This window comes from Desulfatiglans sp. (assembly GCA_012513605.1).
Lineage (GTDB): Bacteria > Desulfobacterota > DSM-4660 > Desulfatiglandales > HGW-15 > JAAZBV01.
Genome location: JAAZBV010000108.1, coordinates 1 through 22295, shown reverse-complemented (window position 1 = coordinate 22295; position 22295 = coordinate 1). Strand labels below are relative to the sequence as shown.

Sequence of the window (22295 nt, the reverse complement as noted above, 5' to 3'; positions counted from 1 at the left end):
TTTTTAAGGCTCGAAAATAGAGGTTATTCCTTCTGTTGATCAACAAATCCCATTGGGAGTTCTATGGTAAACACTGTGCCCTTTTCAGGCTCACTCTCCACCATGATGCTTCCTCCATGCAGTTGAAGGATATTTTTTGTTATACTTAATCCAAGGCCTGTACCCTTGCCAACAGGTTTTGTAGTAAAAAAAATCTCAAATATCTTTTCTTTTAGGTCATCCGGTATGCCCGGGCCTGTGTCTGCGACCTTTATTGTAAAATACTCCCTCTTGTAATCAAAGCAGACATTGATCTTGAGCTGTCCCTTGCCCTCCATTGCATCTGCCGCATTTATGAAAAGATTTGTAAAGACCTGCTGGAGCTGGCCCATGTCAGCCGCTATAGAAGGCATATTGGCGTCTATCTCCTTGATAACATCCACATTCTGAAACAGCGGCTGGTTAATAAGCAGGTTCAGGGATTTGTCTATGAGGATAGCCAGGTTGAAGGAGGTAAACTTGCCAACAGTCTGCCTGCTGAATTCGAGCAGATCAGATACAATCTTTTTACATCTCAGGGTCTGGTCAATTATCTCCTGGATATCTTCAATGTTCTGATTGTTTTTCGATTCCAGGAGCATCAGGTTCTTTTTTATGAGCTCTGCATATATCATGATGCCTGAAAGAGGGTTATTTATCTCATGGGCAACACCTGCGGCCATCCTGCCGATGGATGCAATCTTTTCAGATCTGACCAGCTGAAAATGGGCCTCTTCAAGGTTTTTGCGCATTTCAAGTATCTCTCTTATATCGGTAAAGACACCTACACTCCCTACCTCTTTACCATCAATAATTATAATAGATGCGCTCAATGTTACAGGTATCTCTTCACCGCTCTTTGTTTTGATAGACATGCTTGTAGGGTTGAGTTTTCCTTTTGGACCGTAATTGCCGCTCCTCATCTTGATCAGGTTTTCTCTTGCAGTTTCCATATCGCAAAAACTGCTTATATGGCCATTCCTGACCATCTCTTCAGCCCTGAAACCGGTAAGCCTCTCCATGCCCTCATTAAATAGCAGGATCTTTCCCTTCTGGTTTACAACGATAATACCATCCACTGTGCTCTGTATCACATTCTGTAAAAATGTATTTGATTTCTGCGCCTCCTGTTCAAGCTTTACCTTTTCAGTAACATCCCTTGATGCTTCAAGTATCTGTACGATCTCGCCCCTGTCATTATAAATGGGTGTAAGGGTAACGACCTCAAACCTGCTCCTGTTATCAGTATCAACATACTCCTCTATTGTGCTGTAGATCCCCTTTTCCCTGATCTCATCCATATACTCGTCAACATAGCATCTTCCATTTTTACGTGTGCAGGGACGGTTCCTGTATGGGCCGAAATCAATCTCATAACAGTGTTTGCCATAGGCGTTGTCTTCAGTTATATGGTAGGCATCTAAAAATGTTTTATTCACTGTCTCTATATTTTTATCCATGTTCACTACCATGATCCGGTAGGGGAGGTAATCAGGGATCAGTTTACTCTTTCTACTCATCCATGAGATGTAATTTCCGAATTTTTTTTCAAGGGACTCGGTCTCAACCTCATTCTGTAAAAGCCCCCAGAGCAGGAGGCTTGCAAAGTGATCTAGAAAGGATATTGAGGTAGGTTTTGCATCAACAATGCTTTTTACCACCTCAAGGGAGCCGGTTAATTCTATTATCAGATTCAGGCCATCAATATTAAAGAGGTCATGATAATCATTTGAGGTGAAAAGCCCTTTTTCCCTGGCAAGGGTAATTCCCGGAGCATCAGGGTTGATATCCACTACACCGGCTATCTCCATCTTAAGCCTGGTTAATGGGATTTCATCAAGTATTTTAAGGATGCTGTAGCATATCTTCCCTCCGCCGACAATACCGGCCTTGAAATATATATCAGACAGGTCTTTTCTTATGGAGCTGCCTGTCTCGCGGATCATCCTGGCAAAGGGATTTTTTTCCTGTTTGTTTTCCAATTATTTATACCGGCCTTGGCAGTACCTTTGCCTTTTCTGCGATTTCAGGCACCCTGTGTTCCCACTCAATGGCCATGAGGTGTACTCCGCTGATACCCTTCATCTCCTTGAACTCCTCTATCTGTTCAACAACGATTTTAATGCCCTCATCTGCCGCCCTGCCGGGGCCTGCGCCCTTGAGCCTCTCTATAAGGGATTCAGGCACATCCATGCCAGGGACGGATTTAGCCATGTACCTTGCCATTCCGACGCTTTTCAGGGGCGATACCCCGGCCAGTATATAACATTTTTCATGGAGGCCCATATCAACAACCCTTTTCATGAACTCCCTGAACTTCTCCATATTGTATATGCACTGTGTCTGAATAAAATCGGCCCCTGCATTTATCTTGTTTGCGAGCCTGTATGGCCTGTATTCAAAGGGGTCTGCAAATGGGTTTTCCGCTGCGCCTATGAAGAGCCTGGGGGCACAGTCTATCACTTCGTCATTAAGGAATTTGCCCTCATCCCTCATCTTTTTGGTTAAAGAGATGAGCTGCATGGAGTCAAGGTCATATACATTCTTTGCCTCCGGGTGGTTTCCAAAACTCTGATGGTCGCCTGTAAGGCACAAGATATTACGTATGCCTACAGCGTATGCGCCGAGTATGTCGCTCATCATGGCGAGCCTGTTTTTGTCGCGGCATACCATCTGAAAGTTGGGCTCCATGCCTTCACCGATAATAATCGTTGAGGCTGCCCAGCTTGACATCCTTACGACAGCAGTAGGGTTATCAGTCACATTAACAGCATCCACCATGCCTTTAAGGTGATGTATCTTTTCTTTCAAATGTTCTACATTTGCCCCTTTTGGAGGACCGCATTCACCGGTAAAGGCAAAGTGCCCAGCCTTTAGTACCTTTTCCAGATTGCTTCCTGATTTGAATTCGCTCATATGGCAATATCCTCCCTGATGCTTCTTCGGGGGCCTCCATCTCTTGATGATCTCCAGTCCTTGGCAGGCCTGTTATTAAGCAGGTCATCCAATCTCCCCTGTTTTATCTTTTTCATGACAATGGTGTCCCATATGCACTCTGTCTCTTTTGATATCTCGCATTTACCGCCTGATGAACCACCGCATGGGCCGTTCAGCAGGCTTTTTGAGCAGCGGGCAACAGGGCATAATCCATCATAGTAATGAACCACGCAGGTGCCGCACCCGGCGCATCTCTCTTCCCATACGCCATGCCTGACCGCACCCCCAAATGATGTTGTGTTAACAGCAGGATAAACCCTTGTGCCAGGGTATCTCTCTGAAAGAAATTGCGGGCCTACGCCGCATGCCATGGTTAAAACCGCCTCATAGTCATCAATTATATCCCTGACCATATCGACATATTCCGGGTCGCACTGCCTCTCCAGTGTCTTTTCATGAATCTCAATCGGGTTTTCTTCCCTTTTCCTTGCTATCTTTATAATGCTTGCAAGTATCCCAACCTCCTTTGCTCCGCCGATATTGCATACTGTAACGCAGCCTTTGCAGCCGAGCAGAAGTATCTTTTTATATCCCTTTACCATATCCAGTATCTCCGGTATGGGTTTTCTATCAGCAATTATCATATGTTAACCTCTTTTCCTGATAATCCAGTTTTTTAAATATATAAAGGTTATCAAATATTATATTAGAGGATTGGAAGTCAAGTTTGAAGAGCCTGACGGCTGATTTTATATGTACCTCTTTTATCTCTTGACATACCAGGGGGTAAAATATTATGAGAATTTTCTCCATAATTTATTATTGATTGATAAATAATACATAAAATAAGCTGATTTAGTATAAATACTTAACAAGCTTTAAAACAATAAAACCATTAGCGGAGGAGTGATCTTATGCTGACAAGGGCCTATATTCCTTATAAAGGGTACTACTCAAGTCCATTCTGCAAGTGGCAGGGACAGCTCTCAACCTTTAACCCTATTACACTCGGCGCTGAAACCGCAAAAAGATGGTTTGTCCACTCAGCCATTGACCCTGCGGTGCTGGATTATCTTTACTATGGGGCAACTGTCGCATCTAACAGGATGTTTTATGCCCATACATGGTCAGGGGCAATTTTAATGGATGGCAAAAAGGAAATACCCGGGCTCTATGTTCATCAGGCATGCACAACCGCCGCTACCTGCATTCATCTGGCCGCATTAAATGTCGAGGCAAATATATTTGATACGGCATTTACACTCATGTCTGACCGCATGTCAAACGGGCCGCACCTTGTATGGCCCAACCCGAACGGGCCTGGAGGTGAGGTCATCTCAGAAAATTGGAATATGGATAACATCAATAATGACCCGTCAGGCGGGCTCAAGATGATCCAGACAGCGGAACTTGTTGCAAAAGAGGCAGGCATAACTAGAGAGGAGTGTGATGAGCTTACATTAAGGAGATATGAGCAGTACCTTGATTCCTTGGCAGACAACAGGGCATTCCAGAAGAGGTACATGTTCTCTATTGAGGTAAATATCTCAAAGAAAAAGAGGATACTTGTTGAAGAGGATGAAGGCATTACACCAACAACAGCCGAGGGGCTTGCGGGGCTCAGGCCTGTTGAACCGGACGGGGTGCTTACATACGGCACACAGACACATCCTGCAGATGGTAACTGCGGTTTTATTGTAACCACCAGGGAAAAAGCAAAGGAGTTGAGTAAGGAGCCTGGCCTTGAGATACAGATTGTATCATATGGTTATGCAAGGGCAGCAAAGGCCAGGATGGCAGCTGCCCCTGTGCCTGCCGCCATAAAAGCACTTGAACAGGCAGGGCTTAAGGTAAATGACATAAAGGTTATAAAGACCCATAACCCCTTTATTGTTAATGACCTCAATATGGCAAAAAAGATGAATATTGATGCCATGTCCATTAACAACTATGGCAGTTCCCTGATCTATGGTCATCCGCAGGCCCCCACAACAGGGAGGCTTATCTGTGAACTTATTGAAGAGCTGGTTATTAAGGGCGGAGGATATGGCCTCTTTACCGGGTGTGCCGCAGGGGACACAGGCGCATCACTGATTGTTAAGGTGGGGTAATTGTCTTTTACTGATGTTTTTAAGAATAGTTATAATCATATGAAGGATTAGATTTTGAACATTGAGATATATGATTCTCTCTGATTCACAGTAAAATATTATGCTGGGATCAATACTTATTCAAAACTGTTGATTCACTGTACCAGAACGGCATCAGGATTTTTGTTTTGATTTCATCCTCAGTAGCACTTTTTTTATAGTATGGACAGGTAGAAATTCAACCCTCCATCGTCATTCCGGCGAAAGCGGGAAACCATTTTTAGTTTTCAATACAAAGCAAATGGATGCCCGCCTGCACGGGCATGACGCCTAATATTATTTTCATTTAATGCATATAAATATGGTCCATTTTAATGGAACACGCAAAAAAAATATGCATTTTAAAAAACCAATGATATGTTATATTAAAAAATAGAATTTTAGGGTAATAATAACCGGTTATAAAACAGCATTTTAATAGGAAAATCGCATGCTATCTATAAAACAAAATTAAAATTTCAGGAATTTTCACTGCCCCCTGATGAAAGAAAGGAACTATCTGTTGGCAAAAGGACGAGCAAAAGACTATTTTTGCAATGTTGTATCTGAAGAGGTGGAAATCGGTTTGAAGAATAGACTCTCTTTGAGCATCAATGGTAAAAAAGAGATGTTTATTCAATGCAATCAATCCGATTGTCAATATGCGGACATAAATCAGTACTCCTGTCCCCTGACCCTCATCCTATTTAAAGATGAGACTGAAAGGCTCGCAGAAAAGAGAAGAGAGAGGGAAATGCAGAATCGATAGCAATGGTCGAGATTGGATAGCAGCATTATCAAGCCTATGTAGGCACCTATTGCTATTGGTGTCCTGCTTTTAAAACTGCCCTTTTCAGTAAAGACAGGCTCTATATCATGGGTTGATGCTATTTTTACATCAACATCCGCTGTATGTGTTACAGGTCTTGTGGTTGTGGATACAGGAAGTTTTTTCACTCTTTTCGGCCAGTGTATTATCCTTTTATTGATCCAGATTGGCGGACTGGGGGTAATGACAGTCTCTGTATTACTCTTTCGGTGGCTCGGGAAAAGTATTTCTTTTAGGCAGCGTATGGGAATTTTGGTTTTCATGCTGCAAAGGCCCTGTATGAAGATGGGAATGAGGTCGTTGCAATAGATACAGACAAAGCAAGAGTTCATGCGATTGATCCATATTCATCTGAAGCGATCGTAATGGATGCCTCAGATAAAGAGGCCCTCAGCGCCCTGGGTCTTGAAAGCATGGATGGTGTTATTGTATCTACCGGAACTAAAATAAGCACAAGTCTCCTTATATGCCTTTATCTACATGAAATGGGTGTTAAGAATATCCTTGCAAAGGCAATTGATGAAGATCATGGGAAGATATTGAGACGTGTTGGCGCAAGAGAGATCATACATCCTGAACGTGACATGGCAATCGGGGTTTCACGAAGTTTTTCAAGGCCAAATTTCCTGGATTTTGTGCCTCTTGCTGATGATTATGATCTTGTACAGGTTGGGCCGCCAAGAGAATTTATTGGGAAAACTCTTGCTGAATTGAATCTGAGGGCAAGATATAATGTCAACATTATTGCAATAAAAGAACTGGTCCCGGATAATTTTATCCTTGTCCCACCGGCAGGTTTTGTTATTAAAGACAGTGATATATTGATAATGCTTGGCAAGACTGGTGATATTAAAAAGATCAGGGAACTTAAGTAGCTTTATCAGTTCCCTGTGTCATTGTAAGTCTCAAACTTGCCATAACCGCTGCTGCGGGTCAGCATTAACTCCCCTGCATTATCCACCTCCATAAAAATGGCCTCAATCCCTTTCATGGACTCCACCAGTTTAGTGCCTTCATTCACACCTAGCACACTTAAGGCTGTACCCATAATATCAGTCGTAAGTGTGTCAGGCCCTATGACCGAAACGCTTGGGACATTTTCGGCTGTTAGCCCTGTTCTCGGGTCAACTATATGGGAATAATGGCTACCATTAATCTCCACATAACGTCTGTAATTTCCTGATGTGGAGACAGCCATATCTGCAAGTTCAACAACCGTTACAAGCGAATCAGGATTTTCTGGGAAACGGGGGTCCTGTATGCCCACACGCCAGGGTTTTCCATCAGGACGATGACCCAGTGCCCTTATATCCCCTGACATAGCCACAAGCGCAGATGTTTCACCATGCCCTTTAATAAGGGTTATGATATTGTCCGCTGTATATCCCTTGCCGAGTCCCCCAAGATCAATGGATACTTCGGCCTTCTTCAGCAGGTTTGTGCCTGACCCTTCAAGTACGATCTTGTCTACCCCCATGTTTTTGAGCCCTCTTTTTATTTCCATATCCGATGGTAAAAGCCTGTTTTTACCGGCAGCCTTCCACATCTTTATAAGGGGGCCTGCGGTAATGTCGAATGTGCCAAGGGTTTTGATATTCCAGGTTTTACCTGCATCAACAGCTTCCCATAATTCATTCGATATTTCCATCTTCTGATTCACAGGGAGATTGTTAAGTTTATTAAGCTCAGAATCAGCCATATGAGAACTGAGTATTGTTTCAAGATGGATTATACGGCTGGAGATCTCATCAAACAGGGCCGCCTGTCTATTTTTATCATCACTGCAAAGGCTGATACTTATTTGTGTTCCCATTGCCTCCCATGTGCGGGTCTCTATCTTTGACCGAGGGTCTTTATCTCCTCCGCAGTAATAAAGGAGAGGGAAGATGAGTAGCGAAAAAAAAAGCAGGGTATATTTTTTACAAAAGCGCATAGTATCTGATGGTGTTTCCCAGTTTCTGTCGTGTCCCAATTCCTACAAAAACATAACGTGTAAGCCAGTCATATTTACCTTTTTCCACCTCAAATACAGGGTTTGCCCGAAGGTAATATTCATCAGGCGATATCTCTGGCCCGTTTTCAAACATCCATGCCTTTATTTTTTTCATGGAGTCTTTATACCTTCCCCAAAGGTATCCACGGTTCTGCATATATATGAGTGTTCCATCATCTGCCTCAAGCATATAACGTCCATTAAGTTCTACTGTGTCATCAGGACGGAACAGGGCGTAATCACCTCCGCTGCTGGGTACTATCTTTCCGTTCAGATAAGGTCCTTTGATTACACCCTGATCCAGATAGACGGCCCCACGACCCGCGCCTGACGGCATATTATTGATATTCTGTACCCTTGGAAAGGTGAGCGTTATTTCAAAACAGAAATGCATTTTGGGCTCTCCCGGATCAGAAACACCGGGCAGGGTATTGGTGTAATTAAATTCTGACATGCAGTGATCTCCTTATCGACCTTAAGGTTTGAAATGTATCATATGACATAATCAATATTGTATGTTTATAAAAATTGCAAGGTACTATTGGACGAATAACAGGTTTACTGAAAAGTTGAAGAGATAAATAATTAAGAGGGTTTTAAAATTCAAGTCTGGCCGAAGGCGGAAATGATATAGAGAATTTCAGGTTGCCTTTATTGACGTTTATCATACCCTTATTACTGCTGCTTAATCTCCCTGAAGAGGGCACATCTGAAAAATTACCGGGGAAATTATATACCATGTCATTTGAATTTTTAAATCCCATAATTTTAACGTTTGAAAAACAGGGCTTAACGCTGACACATCCTGAAATGAGCAGGGAAAAAGTGATAGTTAAAACTGATATGGCGATCCTGCATTTCATCTTTTTCCTCCATATGCGAGCAGCAGTAAGCCGAATAGTTTATCACGTTTTTCAGATGGTACCCTTTGCACTGATAATCTTTTATTCAGGCTGGTGGCCTTTTCTGTTACAAGACCATGCTTAATCCTCTCGACCTTTGTGGCATTATCAACAACTATGTTTTTATTGCTTGCCTGCTCTTTAATACCCATATCATCCACTGTTGAATTGATCCTGGTTCCTGTATCCATTTTTATATTTGCCGAATTTGTATTGGGGATAGAAATGAAGGCGATTGTAAATATCATTATAATAATTAATTTTTTCATGACACTCTCCTAATTAAAAACCCCTGGATATGACTATTTGATATCCTTGCCCATATCCATTTCAATCTTTATGCCAGAGAGAATAATAAAACCGGGTCAATTCATATGATATACCGTTAACGACTTAATAATATTATTAATATTAGGATTATAAATAGGAACAAGGTTTATAATAATTTGGAAATATCGACCAGAACAGGGTTAATACGGCGGTGTATTGGATGAAAATGTATATTAATGTGTATGGAAAATTTGATATGTAGTATTACTGTAGTATATATTATCCATATGAATGGGTTATTTCTCTATCCTGTTCATATTGTCAGAGATATGGACAGCGGTTTAATCTCTATTAATCACTACCAGTTTTCTGGATCACTATTTATTTGATTTTCCATATGTTAATCTTATTTTAGAGCAAGGCTCTAAATTGAAGGAATATGAATATGATTGATATTACACCGAGGGCAATACTATTGTTGAAAGATTTTTTTAAAAATAGGAAACCGGGGCATGTCAGGATTTTAATAACACTGGGCGGGTGCGGCATCAGGACCTTTGGTGTGGCTCTGGAAAAACCCGGAAAAAATGATGAGGTGTTTACAGTTGAAGGTTTTACATTCATTATTGATAAAGAGCTGTGGAAAGATGTAAGACCCTTAAAGGTTGATGCGGACAGCATATCGTTCAGGATAAGCGGTAATGGCATAGAGCCAAACAGCGGGTGCGGTTCATGCGGACTTATGTGCGGCCTAAACGGGAGTCGAAGGTGTTCAGGTGACTGTAAAAACTGCACCCATCCATGCAGTAATAAAAAAGGGGATAAATATAATTTAATTTAAGATTCTTGACTCTAAATTAGTTAATCATATATACTCTATCTATAACATATGTTTCCTTAACAGGATTAGATATGGCCAATAAAATAGAGAAGGGCAATAAGAGGTCAGGGGCAGTTCAAAAAAAAAGTCTTAGAAAATCGCCTTCTCTACCTAAATGCATCCCCAAAAAAATCCTTGAGTTTGAAAAACTTATATCTGGTTTTTCAGCGGCCCTTATTGCAACACCACAGGAAAAACTTGAAAATGAATTGAACAACTGGCTTAAAAAATTTGTAGAATTTCTTGGAGTTGAGAGGTGTGTTGTTAATGAAATTATGGACGATGGGAAATCTGTTCATCGTCTGTTGAATTATACTGTTGCTGATATTGATATCCCGCCTGTTCTGGAAAGTTACACTCCCCCTGAAGGTGTAATAGATGAGCTTAAAAAAGGCCTTATAATAAAAGCAGAAAAGATTCCTGATGATCTTCCCCTGAGTTTCAGAAACGGCATTATAGAAAAAACAAGAACAAAATCAGTGGTAATCATTCCATTTTCAGCAGACAACAGGGTGATTGGCACTATTTTATTTGCCAGTTACAGAAAAGAACGTAAATGGTCAGATAATCTTATCAGGCGAATCAAGCTGATTGCTGAGATAATAGCAAATACAATTATAAGAATACGCTCACACAACTCTCTTATTGAACTGAATGAGCACAGGAAACAGCTTGAAGAGACATATTCTTCTGTAATAAAGAATGCCAATCTCGGTTTTATGATAATGGAATTATCAAGTCATTCTATTATTGATGTCAACGATGAATACTGCTGCATGTCAGGCTACAGCAGGGAAGAGCTTATCGGTAAAAAGACCTGGGAAATTGATGCATCAATGGATCCGGAAAAGATCGAGAGAGAAAAAAACATCGCCATTGAAAAGGGGTCAATACATATAATTACAAAACACATAAGAAAGGATGGGAGCATCTTTGATACAGAGGTCAGCAGCACCCTCTTTGCAAAGAACAAGAATATTATATACAGCTTTATACGTGATATCACTGATCTTACACAGGCATGGAAAGATCTGGAAGAACGCCTGGAGTTTGAAGAGCTTGTGTCCGAATTTTCTGCAACATTGATTGATCTAAAGCCTGATAACATTAGTAAAGAACTTAACCAGTGGCTGAGAAGGCTTGTGATATTATTAAAGCTGGATAGAGGTGTAATAACAGAATATTTGTCAGATCAGAATATGATTCGGATCCTTCTCAATTACACAGTAACTGGAGAATCCATTGTCCCCCTTAAAGAATTCTATGAAATACCTGAAGCATGGATGAAGGAATATTTAAAAGGAGAAACTATAAGGGCTGAAAGGATATATGATGGTCTTCCTTCCATGATACTTGAGTGGGCGAAAAGAGATAGCATAAAATCATTTGTAATAGTGCCCCTTAAAATAGGTGATCAGGTTTTAGGCAATATAACACTTGCTAGTCATACAAATGAACGTGTCTGGCCTGATAATCTTATAAGACGAATAAGGCTCATCGGTGAAATTATTGCAAATGCTATCCTGCGTATGCGTTCGCAGAAAAAATTTGATGATGAAGTCGAACGCAGGGAGATACTTGAACAGAGATACTCAAACATTTTAAAAAATGCCAGTGTTGGTTTCTGGATCACTGAATATAAAGAAGGATCAATAATATATGTTAACGATGAATATTGCCGCATGTCAGGTTACAGCCGCAATGAACTCATTTCTAAGAAGATATGGGAGCTTGATGCTTCTCTTGATCAGGGTAAGGTAAAAAAAGAGGGGCTTAGTCTCCAGAGATCAGGCGCCAATCACCATGTCGCCAAGCACAGAAGAAAAGATGGCAATCTCTTTGATGTAGATGTGAGCAGTAACCTTTATGTAGAAGAGGGGATTGTATGCAGTTTTATGAGGGATATAACGGATCTAAATATTGCCCGAAAAGAGCTGGAGGAACGTCTTAAATTTGAAGAACTGGTTTCTGAATTTTCAAATACCCTTGTAAACAGCAAACCTGATGATCTCATGGATGAGCTGAATCTGTTAATAAAAAAATTGGTTGAGTTTTTCGAGGTTGATCGGGGTGTAATTGGTGAATATGAAAGGGATAAAAATAGTGTAAAAATATTAATGAGTTACACCTCCGAGGAATTTAACCTTAAACCCCTTGAAAAAAGATACAGTGTCTCCGACACCATGATGCAGGAATATGACAGAGGAACTGTTATCAAGGCGAGGAGATTAAGCAAAGATCTGCCCGAAGAGATTTTTCAATGGACACAAAGTGAGGATATTAAGTCATTTGTAATTATCCCTCTCATATCTGAAAGCAGGGCCATAGGTAATATTACACTTGCAAGCCATAAGAAAGAGCTTGATTGGTCTGATGATTTAATTAAAAGAATTAAGCTCATAGGAGAAATAATTGCCAGCGCTATCCTTCGCATACGCTCACAAAAAAGTCTTATCAGGGAGGTTGAACACAGGGAGAATCTTGAGGAAACATATTCTTCTGTAATAAAAAATGCAAATCTGGGTTTTATGATCATTGACCTATCTGGTCACTCAATCATTGATGTAAATGATGAATATTGTCGCATGTCAGGATACAGTCGTGAGGATCTTGTCGACAAAAAGACCTGGGAAATTGATGCCTCAATGAATCAGGACAAGATAATGGAGGAGGGAAAATCTGCTTCTGAAGAGGGGGCAATTCAAATAAAGACGTCACATAAAAGAAAGGATGGGACTATTTTTGATGTCGAGATAAGCAGTAACCTTTTTTCAAAGGATCCCAACATTGTATACAGCTTCATCCGCGATATAACCGATATAAATCGGACACAAAAAGAATTAGAAGAACGCCTTAAGTTTGAAGAGCTTATTTCAGATTTTTCAGCAGCCCTGATATCTCCGGATGATTATTCAATGAAACTTGATTACTGGTTAAAAAGGTTTGTTGAATACCTGGAGGTTGACAGGGGGGTGATTAATGAGCACATAAGTGAATTGAAGAAAGTAAAGGTCCTGATGCAGTATTCTGTTCCTGAAATTGATCTGACTCCTCTTAATGAGCTTTACGATATACCGGAAGCTGAAATTATGGAGTTTCAAAAGGGGATGTTTCTTAAGGCGGAAAAAATACCTGATGATATTCCTGAATTGCTTCGGGGAGGATTAATTGAAAAGGATAACACAAGGTCTGTTATTATTGTGCCTCTTTCAGCAGGGAATAAGGCAGTTGGTTCCCTTACCTTTGCAACATACAGAGAAGAGCATAAATGGCCTGACGATATGGTAAGACGAATCAGACTTGTTGGTGAAATAGTAGCCAATGCTATTCTCAGAAAACGATCGGCAGATGCCCTGGTTGAAGAGGTTAAAAGAAGAAAGATACTTGAGGAGAAATATTCATCGATATTGAAGCATGCCAGCGTAGGATTTTTGATTACTGATTTTTCAAGCTTATTCATATTAGATGTTAATGATGAATACTGTCGCATGACTGGGTATAGCCGTGATGAACTCCTTTCTAAAAAAATCTGGGAAATTGATGCTTCTGGTGATCCGCATAAGGTTATGAGAGAAAGATCTTCAATGGTAGATCAAAAAGGCATCATTCATCTTGAAACCAGGCATAGAAGAAAAGATGGCGTTTTTATCGACGTATCGGTTAGCGCCAATGTATTCAAGGAGGAAGGCATTGTATGTAATTTTATCAGCGATGTTAGCGAAATTAAAAAGGCTCAAAAAGAGAAAGAGGAAAGGCTCAGGTTTGAAGAGCTTGTTTCTGAATTTTCAGCTGATCTTATCAATATACATCCTGATAAAATTTATGAGGCACTCAATAAATGGTTAAAGAATTTCGTTGAATTTTTAAAAGCTGACAGGGCAATAATCAATGAACATTTGTTCGAAAAGGATATTGTTCATCTGCTGCTTAATTATTCAGCGCCAGGTATTGAGGTGCCTCTGACATATTTTCATAAAACTCATCTGGATATAATAGAAATATTCAATAAAGGATTAAGTATCAAGGCTGAAAAAATACCTGAAGAACTTCCATTAGCATTGCGTGATGGAATTATTGAAAAAGAAAATGTAAAATCTATAGTAATCGTGCCAATTATTGCTGCCAACGATATAATTGGAAACCTTACCTTTCTGAACTACAGAATCGAGCGCAGGTGGCCTGATGATCTGGTTAAACGTTTGAAACTGATAGGGGAGATGATAGGTAATGCAATCCTTCGTAAACGTTCTCATGAGACACTTATAAAAGAGGCAGAGCTGAGGGAAAGGCTTGAGGAAAGATACTCTTCAATTGTGAAAAATGCCAATGTCGGTTTCTGCATATCAGATAGAGATCAAAATATACTTGATGTAAACGATGAATACTGCCGCATCTCCGGATACAATCGGGATGAACTGCTTGCTATGAAGATACCGGATATTGATATTACAATTAATAACAATGATGATACTATACTCAATGTAATACTCAGCACAGGTGCAATTCACCATGAGGTAATCCACAAAAAGAAAGACGGCAGTTTTATGGATGTAGATGTAAGCAGCACTTTGAATAAAAAGGAGGGAACCCTTTACAGTTTCATGAGGGATATAACCGAAGAAAAACAGGCCAAGATTGAGAGAGAAGAAAGGCTTGCCTTTGAAAAACTCCTCTCAGAATTTTCCGCTTCTCTCATGAATATTGAACTAAAAGAGATAAATGAAGAACTTAAAACATGGCTTGTTAAGTTCGTAGATTTTCTCGATGTAGGTAGAGGTGTTATTAATGAATATGATTATAATAATAGCACCATGGTGGCCCTGGTAAATTATACTGTCCCTGATTCTATAAGTGAGACATCTCCTCATGATACAGTTCTTACAATACCTGAAACAGTTATGAGTGCATTAAAAAAAGGCGCAATGATCCGGGCTGAAAAGATACCTGAAGATCTGTCAGAGCCTTTTCGCGGATGGATTATTGAAAAACATAATACAAAATCTCTTGCAGTTGTACCCCTTGTTTCAGAAAGCCAGATTATAGGTAATCTTACATTCGCAAGTTATTTAAAAGAGCGAAAATGGACGGATGCCATCTTCAGCCGAATCAAACTAATTGGTGAAATTATCGCAAGTGCAATATTACGTATGCGCGCCCAGGAAGCATTAAATAAGGCACAGGAGGATCTTAGGGAGCGGCTTGAGTTTGAAGAGGTTATTTCTGGGTTTTCCAATGCGCTTATATATATCAGACCAGAGAAAATAAAAGATGAACTTATGGTATGGCTTAAAAAATTTGTTGATTTGTTAAAGGTAGACAGGGGTTTGATAATAGAATATCAGATTGATGAGCAAAATGTTAATACGCTTATGCATTATACAATGCCGGGTCTTGATATACCTATAGAACAAAATCATGTAACCCCTATTGAGATTATTGATGAGCTGAGAAAAGGCGAGATAATAAAAGCAGAGAAGATTCCTGATGACCTGCCACCGATGTACCTCGGAGGTCTTTTTGAAAAACATAATACAAAATCGGTGATAATTGTCCCTCTTCTTACTGGCGAAATGGTATTTGGAAATATCACTTTTGCAAGTTTCCGTGAAGAAAGGCGATGGTCAGAGGGAATTATTAAAAGGATCAAGCTTATAGCTGAGATTGTCGGCAATGCCATCCTGCGTATGCGTTCAAATGAGGCGCTTCTGGATGAAATGAAACGTCGGCAAATGATCGAGGAACGTTACTCATCGATTATAAAAACCGCAAATGTTGGTTTTATGATTTCCGATCTGGATGCAAATATCCTTGAGGTTAATGATGCCTATTGTGAAATGTCAGGTTACAATCGTGATGAATTGCTAAGCATGAAGATCTTCAATCTGGACATATCAGGTGATCTGGAGAAAGTAGATAATGACAAAGGGAATATTGCTGAAACAGGATCATTTCACCATGAGACCAGTCATCTTAGAAAAGATGGCAGGGTGATCAATGTCCTTGTAAGCGCTAATCTGCTTGAAAATGAGGGTATGATCTGCTGTTTTATAAGGGATATTACCGAGCTGAAAATCGCAAGGGAAGACATAGAAAAACAACTCGGATTTGAGAAATTAACCTCTGAATTTTCTGCCGCTCTTATTAATTTAAAACTGGATAATATAGATAAAGACCTTAACCCGTGGGTAATGAAATTCGTTGAGTTTCTTGAAGTGGAAAGAGGGATAGTTAACGAATATGATTATAATAATAAGCGCATAAATGTTATTTCTACTTATACTGTTCCCATTATTGGTGCCCCCCCAACAGACAGGAGTAATCAAGCCCCTCAATCAATTATGGATAAACTGGCAAAAGGTGATATAATCAGGGCAGAAAAGATACCTGATGATTTACCTCCTATATTTAATGACAGTATAATCCGAAGACATAAGACAAAATCTATATTGATTGTCCCTCTTTCAGCCGAGCACCAGATTATTGGAAATCTTACATTTGCCACATACACAAAAGAACATAACTGGTCAGATGAATTTGTACGCAGAATTAAACTGATTGGTGAAATCATCGCAAATGCCATTTTGAGAAGGCGTTCAAACGATGCACTTATTAAAGAAATGGAACGTCGGCATCTGCTTGAAGAAAGATATACCTCGATAATTAAAAATGCCAACGTGGGCTTTATGATAACAGACCTGGATCAGAATATCCTTGTTGTGAACGATGAATATTGCCGGCTCTCCGGCTTCAGTCATGATGAACTTGTAAAAATGAAAATTTCGGATATCGATGACTCTGCAAACAGAGAAAAGATAAAAAGCGATGGAAATATTACAGTGGAACATGGTTCTTTATTTCATCAGAGCAGACATATACATAAAAGCGGCAGGATATACGATGTTGAGGTGAACAGTAATTATCTTGAAAATGAAAAGATAATATTCAGTTTCATAAGGGATGTCACAGAGCTGAATCAGGCAAAAAGAGAGCTTGAGGAGAGACTAAAATTTGAGGAACTTGTGTCAGAGTTTTCAGCAACATTGATTAATATAAAGGTTGAAGATATTGAAAATGAACTCCAATTTTGGCTTAAACAATTCGCTCAATTAATGGATGTCGACCGATGTGCGATAGGTCAATATGAACAGGATTTCAGTGTATATAAATTTATTTGTACCTATTCAAACCCTGATCTTGATCCTGCACCACCTGCCTTTCCTGATGCATTGAATAATGCCAGAAGATACGGACTTGAAAAGTATCTTATAAAGGGAGAGTATATCAAGTTTCATAGCGTAAATGAAACCCTGCCGGATGATTTACAGTTATGGGAGCAAAAAGTAAGAAATGAAGGTACAAGATCCATACTCATGATGCCTCTCCTTGCCGGTGATACACTTATAGGGAGTATGGTTTTTTCCTCTCTTACACATGAAAAAAGGTGGACAGATGAATTAATCAGAAGACTTAAGCTCGTTGCTGAAATATTTGCAAATTATCTTATGCGTGAAAGAATAGATTCAGAACTTGATAATTATCGTGAGAGTCTTGAAATAATGGTTGAGGAGCGCACAGCCAGACTTGAAAAGGCACAGAAAGAACTGCTTGTAAGTGAAAAGATGGCAACGCTCGGCAAGCTTACTGCAACTGTAAGTCATGAATTAAGGAATCCTCTGGGCACTATAAGGACTTCTGTCTTTTCCCTTGGGAAACGTCTGAAAGGGCAGGATGAAAAGGTCATGGTCGCCCTTGACCGGGCTGAAAGAAATATCAGGCGGTGCGACCTGATAATAGATGAACTCCTTGATTATTCAAGGGTTAAGGCGCTGGTAATTGAACCAACATCACTTGATGAGTGGATAAAGGAGGTTCTTGACGAAACAAAACCTCCAAAAGGTATATCTGTAAAAACAGAATTCAATGCAGGAGTCTCAATCAACCTTGATCGTGAACGTTTCAGGCAATGCATTGTAAATATCCTGACAAATGCATATCAGGCTATAGAGGAAAAGAGTTCTGAAGAGCCTGGAAATGTGCTAATCACTACCTTTAGAGAAGCTGATATAATTATAATCAAAATTAATGATAACGGGGTTGGTTTTAACATGGCCGCAAAGAGCAGGCTGTTTGAGCCGCTTTTCAGCACCAAGGCATTTGGTGTAGGGCTCGGTTTATCGATTATTAAGCAGATTGTTGAGCAGCATGGATGGGAGTTTGATATTAAAGGAGAGCCTGAGCAGGGTGCAACCGTGGAAATAACTATACCTTTCACAGGGAATTAATTAATTTCTATATGGGAGGATTTACTATGAAAAGTCTGAATATTTTGATAGTGGATGATGATAGGGATTTCGCTGAGAGTCTTTCTGATATCTTTGAGATGGAGGGGCATAAGTGTGAAATGGCCCATGATGGCGAAACCGCCATCAAAAAGCTGGTGGAAAAAGATTTTGACCTTACATTTATGGATATCAAGATGTCAGGTAAAAACGGTGTTGAAAGCTTTCTTGAGATAAGAAAGATAAAACCCAATGCGAAAATAATCATGATGACGGGTTACAGTGTTGAGGATCTGATTACTCAGGCAGTGGAAAATGGTGCATGGGGGGTTCTTCATAAACCCCTTGATATGGATAAAATACTGAGCATGATTAAAAAGGTTATGCCTACAGGTATACTGATTGCAGATGATGACCCCGACTTTTTAAATAACCTAAAGGATGTTCTTGATGATTATGGTTTTACAGTATACAAGGCAAAAAATGGTGATGAGGCAATCAAACGTGTGCAGGAAGAAAATATCGATATTCTGATACTTGATCTCAGGATGCCGATACTGAGCGGCCTTGAAACATTTATGCTGATGAAGGAAAAGGGGATTTCTATACCAACAATTATTGTTACGGCATATGCTGATATGGAAAATATGACTATTGAAAGGCTAAAGTCCTATTGTGTAAACGGTATACTTAATAAACCCTTTGATCCTGAAAGACTTTTAAAGATACTTGCTGATCTGGTAGATGATCCTGAAAAAGTATGCTATTGATAATATGATTTTAGGTTGAAATATATCCTGAAAATGTAAAAGAAGATTTGGAATAAAAAAATAAAAAAGGAAAGATATAAATATGCGATGTTTAGTTACTGGTGGAACTGGTTTTATCGGGTCAAATATTGCCCTTCACCTGTTGCATAAGGGGCATGAAATAATTATTACAGGGCATGAATCTGAGCAGCAACTTCCTGAATTTGATGGAAAATGCCTCTACCCTGGCCTTCTTGGCATTGACTGGGATAGAATTGGTAAGGTTGATGTCCTGTTTCATCAGGCCGCTATGAATAATACCCGTATCACTGACAGGAAAGAGATCTTAAGGGCAAATGTAGAATCATCAGAAAGGCTTTTTCATCATGTTATTCAAAACGGGTGCAAACATATTGTATATGCCACATCAACGGCAGTCTATGGCCTTAACCCTGCCCCTTATAAAGAGACTGATCCATGTGACCTGAACACCCCTTATGCGGAATCAAAAAAGATGCTGGAAGAAGTTGCCCTGAAACTGCAAAGTCTCTATCCCCATGTGGTTTTTGTCGGTCTCAGGTACTGCAATGTCTATGGCCCAAGGGAATACCATAAGGGGTCTCGTTCCACCATGATCTATCAGTTTGCACACCAGATGCTGGTAGGCAACCCGCGCCTTTTCTGTTATGGTGAGCAGAAACGCGATTATATCTATGTAAAGGATGTTGTTCGTGCAAATATGCTCGCAAGTGTGGCGCCTGAAAGCTGTATTGTGAACTGCGGTTCAGGGCATGCTACAACCTTTAACAGGCTTGTTGAGCTCCTCAATGATACCCTTAAACTTAGTCGCACCCCTGAATATATAGTAAACCCCTATGAGGGGAATTATCAGGCCTATACAGAATGCGATATGACCCTTGCCAGGGAAAAGATCGGTTTTGTCCCGGAATATTCTATTGAAAAGGGCATTGGCGATTATTATGAAAGCGGGTTTTTACTCAAGGGTTAATCACCTGTTACATTAGATTCTCTCTGTAACTGTATGAAGGTGATTATCTGATTAACGTTTTTCAGGCTGGATAAGGGGAAATTTAGCTGCAAGGTTATTATATCTTTCAGGACTCACTGCCCTGTGTTCATAAACCAGGGTCTGCCATATCTCTGCCTCATTTTCTAATGCTGTATATTCCATGCTCTTTATATCATAACGGCTTTTTATCTTTGTCATGGGCGTTGAAAATGTGGTTCTATGCCCTTTTTTTGCGCTCTTTCTAAATGTATCTCTGCCCCTTTTTTCATACCACAGGATGGTGTGTACTGTTGAAAGAGAACCTGCCCAGGGGTAATCATGCAGCCACCAGTATGCTGATAAACTGTCAATGGCATTATCTATCTTTGTCTGCTCCTTAATGGAGCGCTCTCTTCCCCTGATACTGTAAAAAAGCCCTGTTCCTATCTCATCCCCTGAGACCTGCCATATCTCACTGATGCCATATTCTGAAGGATTGAGCGCAACCCTTGAACCGTGAGAAAGCCCGAAACGGCCATCAATAAATAGAGAAATAAATTTTTTGTTCTCCCTGATAAATTCAATGGTAGCCAGGGCATCCTTAAGTGTCTCGGTCGGAAAATTGTTGAAACACATTGCTTCAACGGCAATGCCTGCTGATGCGAGGCTTTTTACTGCCGTTATCATGGTGTCTGTGGTGATCCCTTTTCTTATCAGCTTCAAGAGCCGTGGAGACGCAGATTCTATACCTAATGCCATTGACAGCGCCCCGCCTGCCTTCAGGTCAGCACACATCTCAGGTGTAAGAGAAGCCTCTGGCCGCATGTCTGTTGACCAATGGATATCAAGGTTTTTTTCTTTTATAGCGAGCCCCAGCCTGTGTGCTGTTTCAGGCAGAAAAGCATCCTGTGAAAAATAGAAATTTTTGCAACCCCATCGGTTTGACAACTGTTTCAGGTGATTGACTATATCATTGATATTGCGTTCACGATATTTTGCTGTACCCTCGCTGCTAAGCCCATAATGGCAGAATGAGCACTTACCCCAGTAACAGCCTCGGCTCGGGTCATAGGGGAGAACAGGCTCTGGAGAAAAATAGAGGTCAAGTGGGAGCCCGTCAAAATCCGGTGCAGGTAGCTTTTCCATAGGTTTATCAATTGAACCATTAATGATACCCGCAGGTTTTTCACCCCTTTCGAGTGAGTTGGCAAGATCAAGAAATGGCTCCTCTCCCTCATAGATAATTGCGGTATCAAATGGACCAAGTATCTTCAGCTGATTCTCATGATCATGCCTCAAAAGTATCTGTGTAATTGCAGGACCGCCAACAGTAATGTGTATATCCGTAAAACAAGACCTTAAATACCCCGCAAGAGAGAACCCTGGCTGGATCTGCCCGGGAAAGGCAATGGATATACCGGCAAGAGAGACATTGTTTTCTTTGATTCGGTCTGCAACTCTTTTATATGTTGAATGAAACGGGTTTTTATCAGTGGCTGCATCTGCCTTTATCTGGCTGGGAGAAAGTAGTGAAAATGGTGTTCTATAATTTTGGAAATCCAGATAAAGGGGGTGATAAAGGGCGCTTATTATTTTTAAACCTGCCTCAATAGTTATAACTGCCTTTTCATACTCTTCAGCATTAAAAAATCTTCCCCCTGTGCTGTCTCGCATTACACTTACAGCATCCTCTATGTTATCAGGGACCCAATTGAGTTTAGCCATAGCATTATATAGCTGCACATATTTCATCTGGTCGCTGTGGTTGAGAGATGGTTTTTCATCCAGTGCCCTGTAAAGTTTTCTTATACTGTTAAGCATATCTGACAGGGTATTTTCTTTTAGCAGATAGTTGTAGGCCTCAATATTTGCATCTATTGGTAATACCTTTTTATTGTGGCTTCGGAGCCAGGCAGTTAGTATGGGCACCGACAGATAAGGCCCTGTAGTGTCACATGTTGGTGGATAAATAATGGCGATTGTCATAATGGCTGATCATATCAGATGGAGGGTAGGATGGCAACACTCTTGATACTGTTATGAATCTGTTTTTACTGATATTTATCTTTTAAAAATGATTCAAATAGTTTACATTAAAGAGAAAAAATTCTGTCCAAAATTAAAAGGATTAGTATTATATTGTTTTAGAGGAAGATTTAAATAAACCGTCATTCCCGCCTTCGCGCATTGGCGTCAAGCTAAAATCTATTGAAATGACAGGATAAATTTTAATGTTAAGGTTTGATCGTACATACAATATATTTTGTTGTCCATATAAAATATCTACTGGAAGAGGATAT

15 protein-coding genes are annotated in these 22295 nt (G+C 40.2%); 7 read left to right on the top strand and 8 right to left on the bottom strand.

The features are described 5' to 3' along the window. Positions 1-23: 23 nt before the first annotated feature. The 3 genes from GX654_14865 to GX654_14855 are packed head-to-tail and all read right to left on the bottom strand — an operon-like array spanning position 24 to position 3599. Complete coding sequence (locus tag GX654_14865; GenBank protein NLD38145.1) at positions 24-2000, bottom strand: PAS domain S-box protein; 1977 nt, start codon at positions 1998-2000, stop codon at positions 24-26. A 4-nt stretch (positions 2001-2004) separates the two neighbouring features. Then, entirely contained in the window at positions 2005-2934 is a 930-nt protein-coding gene (locus GX654_14860; GenBank protein NLD38144.1) for a methylenetetrahydrofolate reductase, read from the bottom strand. Then, the gene (locus tag GX654_14855) at positions 2931-3599 is read right to left on the bottom strand and encodes a hypothetical protein (protein ID NLD38143.1); all 669 of its coding nucleotides are present in this window, start codon (positions 3597-3599) and stop codon (positions 2931-2933) included. The genes GX654_14860 and GX654_14855 overlap by 4 nt, the downstream gene beginning before the upstream one ends. 270 nt (positions 3600-3869) lie before the next feature. On the opposite strand from GX654_14855, the gene GX654_14850 reads away from it, so the two are divergent. The 3 genes from GX654_14850 to GX654_14840 all read left to right on the top strand — a co-directional run bounded on the left by GX654_14850 (position 3870) and on the right by GX654_14840 (position 6788). After that, a complete protein-coding gene (locus GX654_14850; GenBank protein NLD38142.1) occupies positions 3870-5066 on the top strand; it encodes a thiolase family protein in 1197 nt (398 codons plus the stop codon). A gap of 835 nt (positions 5067-5901) precedes the next feature. Continuing rightward, positions 5902-6222 carry a hypothetical protein gene (locus GX654_14845; GenBank protein NLD38141.1) on the top strand — a complete coding sequence of 107 codons (321 nt, stop codon included), beginning with the start codon at positions 5902-5904 and terminating at the stop codon, positions 6220-6222. Then, positions 6189-6788: a TrkA family potassium uptake protein gene (locus GX654_14840; GenBank protein NLD38140.1), complete on the top strand. Its 600-nt coding sequence runs from the start codon at positions 6189-6191 to the stop codon at positions 6786-6788. The genes GX654_14845 and GX654_14840 overlap by 34 nt, the downstream gene beginning before the upstream one ends. 5 nt (positions 6789-6793) lie before the next feature. On the opposite strand, the gene GX654_14835 is transcribed toward GX654_14840, so the two are convergent. The 4 genes from GX654_14835 to GX654_14820 all read right to left on the bottom strand — a co-directional run bounded on the left by GX654_14835 (position 6794) and on the right by GX654_14820 (position 9077). After that, a complete protein-coding gene (locus GX654_14835) occupies positions 6794-7846 on the bottom strand; it encodes an FAD:protein FMN transferase (protein ID NLD38139.1) in 1053 nt (350 codons plus the stop codon). Beyond that, positions 7833-8360, bottom strand: a complete 528-nt coding sequence (locus GX654_14830; protein NLD38138.1) for a DUF3237 domain-containing protein — start codon at positions 8358-8360, stop codon at positions 7833-7835. Before GX654_14830 ends, GX654_14835 begins: the two co-directional genes overlap by 14 nt. A 142-nt stretch (positions 8361-8502) precedes the next feature. Next, complete coding sequence (locus GX654_14825; protein NLD38137.1) at positions 8503-8769, bottom strand: hypothetical protein; 267 nt, start codon at positions 8767-8769, stop codon at positions 8503-8505. After that, positions 8766-9077, bottom strand: a complete 312-nt coding sequence (locus tag GX654_14820) for a hypothetical protein (protein ID NLD38136.1) — start codon at positions 9075-9077, stop codon at positions 8766-8768. The genes GX654_14825 and GX654_14820 overlap by 4 nt, the downstream gene beginning before the upstream one ends. A 446-nt stretch (positions 9078-9523) precedes the next feature. Here GX654_14820 and GX654_14815 point away from each other — a divergent pair, with 446 nt between their 5' ends. From GX654_14815 to GX654_14800, 4 genes are all read left to right on the top strand, one after another. Next, positions 9524-9919 carry a hypothetical protein gene (locus GX654_14815; GenBank protein NLD38135.1) on the top strand — a complete coding sequence of 132 codons (396 nt, stop codon included), beginning with the start codon at positions 9524-9526 and terminating at the stop codon, positions 9917-9919. A gap of 71 nt (positions 9920-9990) precedes the next feature. After that, a complete protein-coding gene (locus GX654_14810) occupies positions 9991-18240 on the top strand; it encodes a PAS domain S-box protein (GenBank protein ID NLD38134.1) in 8250 nt (2749 codons plus the stop codon). Between the two features lie 26 nt (positions 18241-18266). Continuing rightward, positions 18267-19007 (top strand): response regulator, encoded by a 741-nt coding sequence (locus tag GX654_14805; GenBank protein ID NLD38133.1) that lies wholly within the window; start codon positions 18267-18269, stop codon positions 19005-19007. An 82-nt stretch (positions 19008-19089) separates the two neighbouring features. Then, positions 19090-19995, top strand: coding sequence for an NAD-dependent epimerase/dehydratase family protein (locus GX654_14800; protein NLD38132.1), 906 nt, complete (start codon positions 19090-19092; stop codon positions 19993-19995). Positions 19996-20046: 51 nt separating this feature from the next. On the opposite strand, the gene GX654_14795 is transcribed toward GX654_14800, so the two are convergent. Continuing rightward, positions 20047-21981 (bottom strand): B12-binding domain-containing radical SAM protein, encoded by a 1935-nt coding sequence (locus tag GX654_14795; protein NLD38131.1) that lies wholly within the window; start codon positions 21979-21981, stop codon positions 20047-20049. Between the last annotated feature and the right edge of the window lie 314 nt (positions 21982-22295).

What these genes read in the sequence shown, in the direction of transcription:
- GX654_14860 (NLD38144.1), bottom strand. Translation starts at nt 2,934, where the DNA reads ATGAGCGAATTCAAATCAGGAAGCAATCTGGAAAAGGTACTAAAGGCT.
- GX654_14855 (NLD38143.1), bottom strand. Translation starts at nt 3,599, where the DNA reads ATGATAATTGCTGATAGAAAACCCATACCGGAGATACTGGATATGGTA.
- GX654_14850 (NLD38142.1), top strand. Translation starts at nt 3,870, where the DNA reads ATGCTGACAAGGGCCTATATTCCTTATAAAGGGTACTACTCAAGTCCA.
- GX654_14835 (NLD38139.1), bottom strand. Translation starts at nt 7,846, where the DNA reads ATGCGCTTTTGTAAAAAATATACCCTGCTTTTTTTTTCGCTACTCATC.
- GX654_14830 (NLD38138.1), bottom strand. Translation starts at nt 8,360, where the DNA reads ATGTCAGAATTTAATTACACCAATACCCTGCCCGGTGTTTCTGATCCG.
- GX654_14825 (NLD38137.1), bottom strand. Translation starts at nt 8,769, where the DNA reads ATGAAATGCAGGATCGCCATATCAGTTTTAACTATCACTTTTTCCCTG.
- GX654_14820 (NLD38136.1), bottom strand. Translation starts at nt 9,077, where the DNA reads ATGAAAAAATTAATTATTATAATGATATTTACAATCGCCTTCATTTCT.
- GX654_14815 (NLD38135.1), top strand. Translation starts at nt 9,524, where the DNA reads ATGATTGATATTACACCGAGGGCAATACTATTGTTGAAAGATTTTTTT.
- GX654_14810 (NLD38134.1), top strand. Translation starts at nt 9,991, where the DNA reads ATGGCCAATAAAATAGAGAAGGGCAATAAGAGGTCAGGGGCAGTTCAA.
- GX654_14805 (NLD38133.1), top strand. Translation starts at nt 18,267, where the DNA reads ATGAAAAGTCTGAATATTTTGATAGTGGATGATGATAGGGATTTCGCT.
- GX654_14800 (NLD38132.1), top strand. Translation starts at nt 19,090, where the DNA reads ATGCGATGTTTAGTTACTGGTGGAACTGGTTTTATCGGGTCAAATATT.
- GX654_14795 (NLD38131.1), bottom strand. Translation starts at nt 21,981, where the DNA reads ATGACAATCGCCATTATTTATCCACCAACATGTGACACTACAGGGCCT.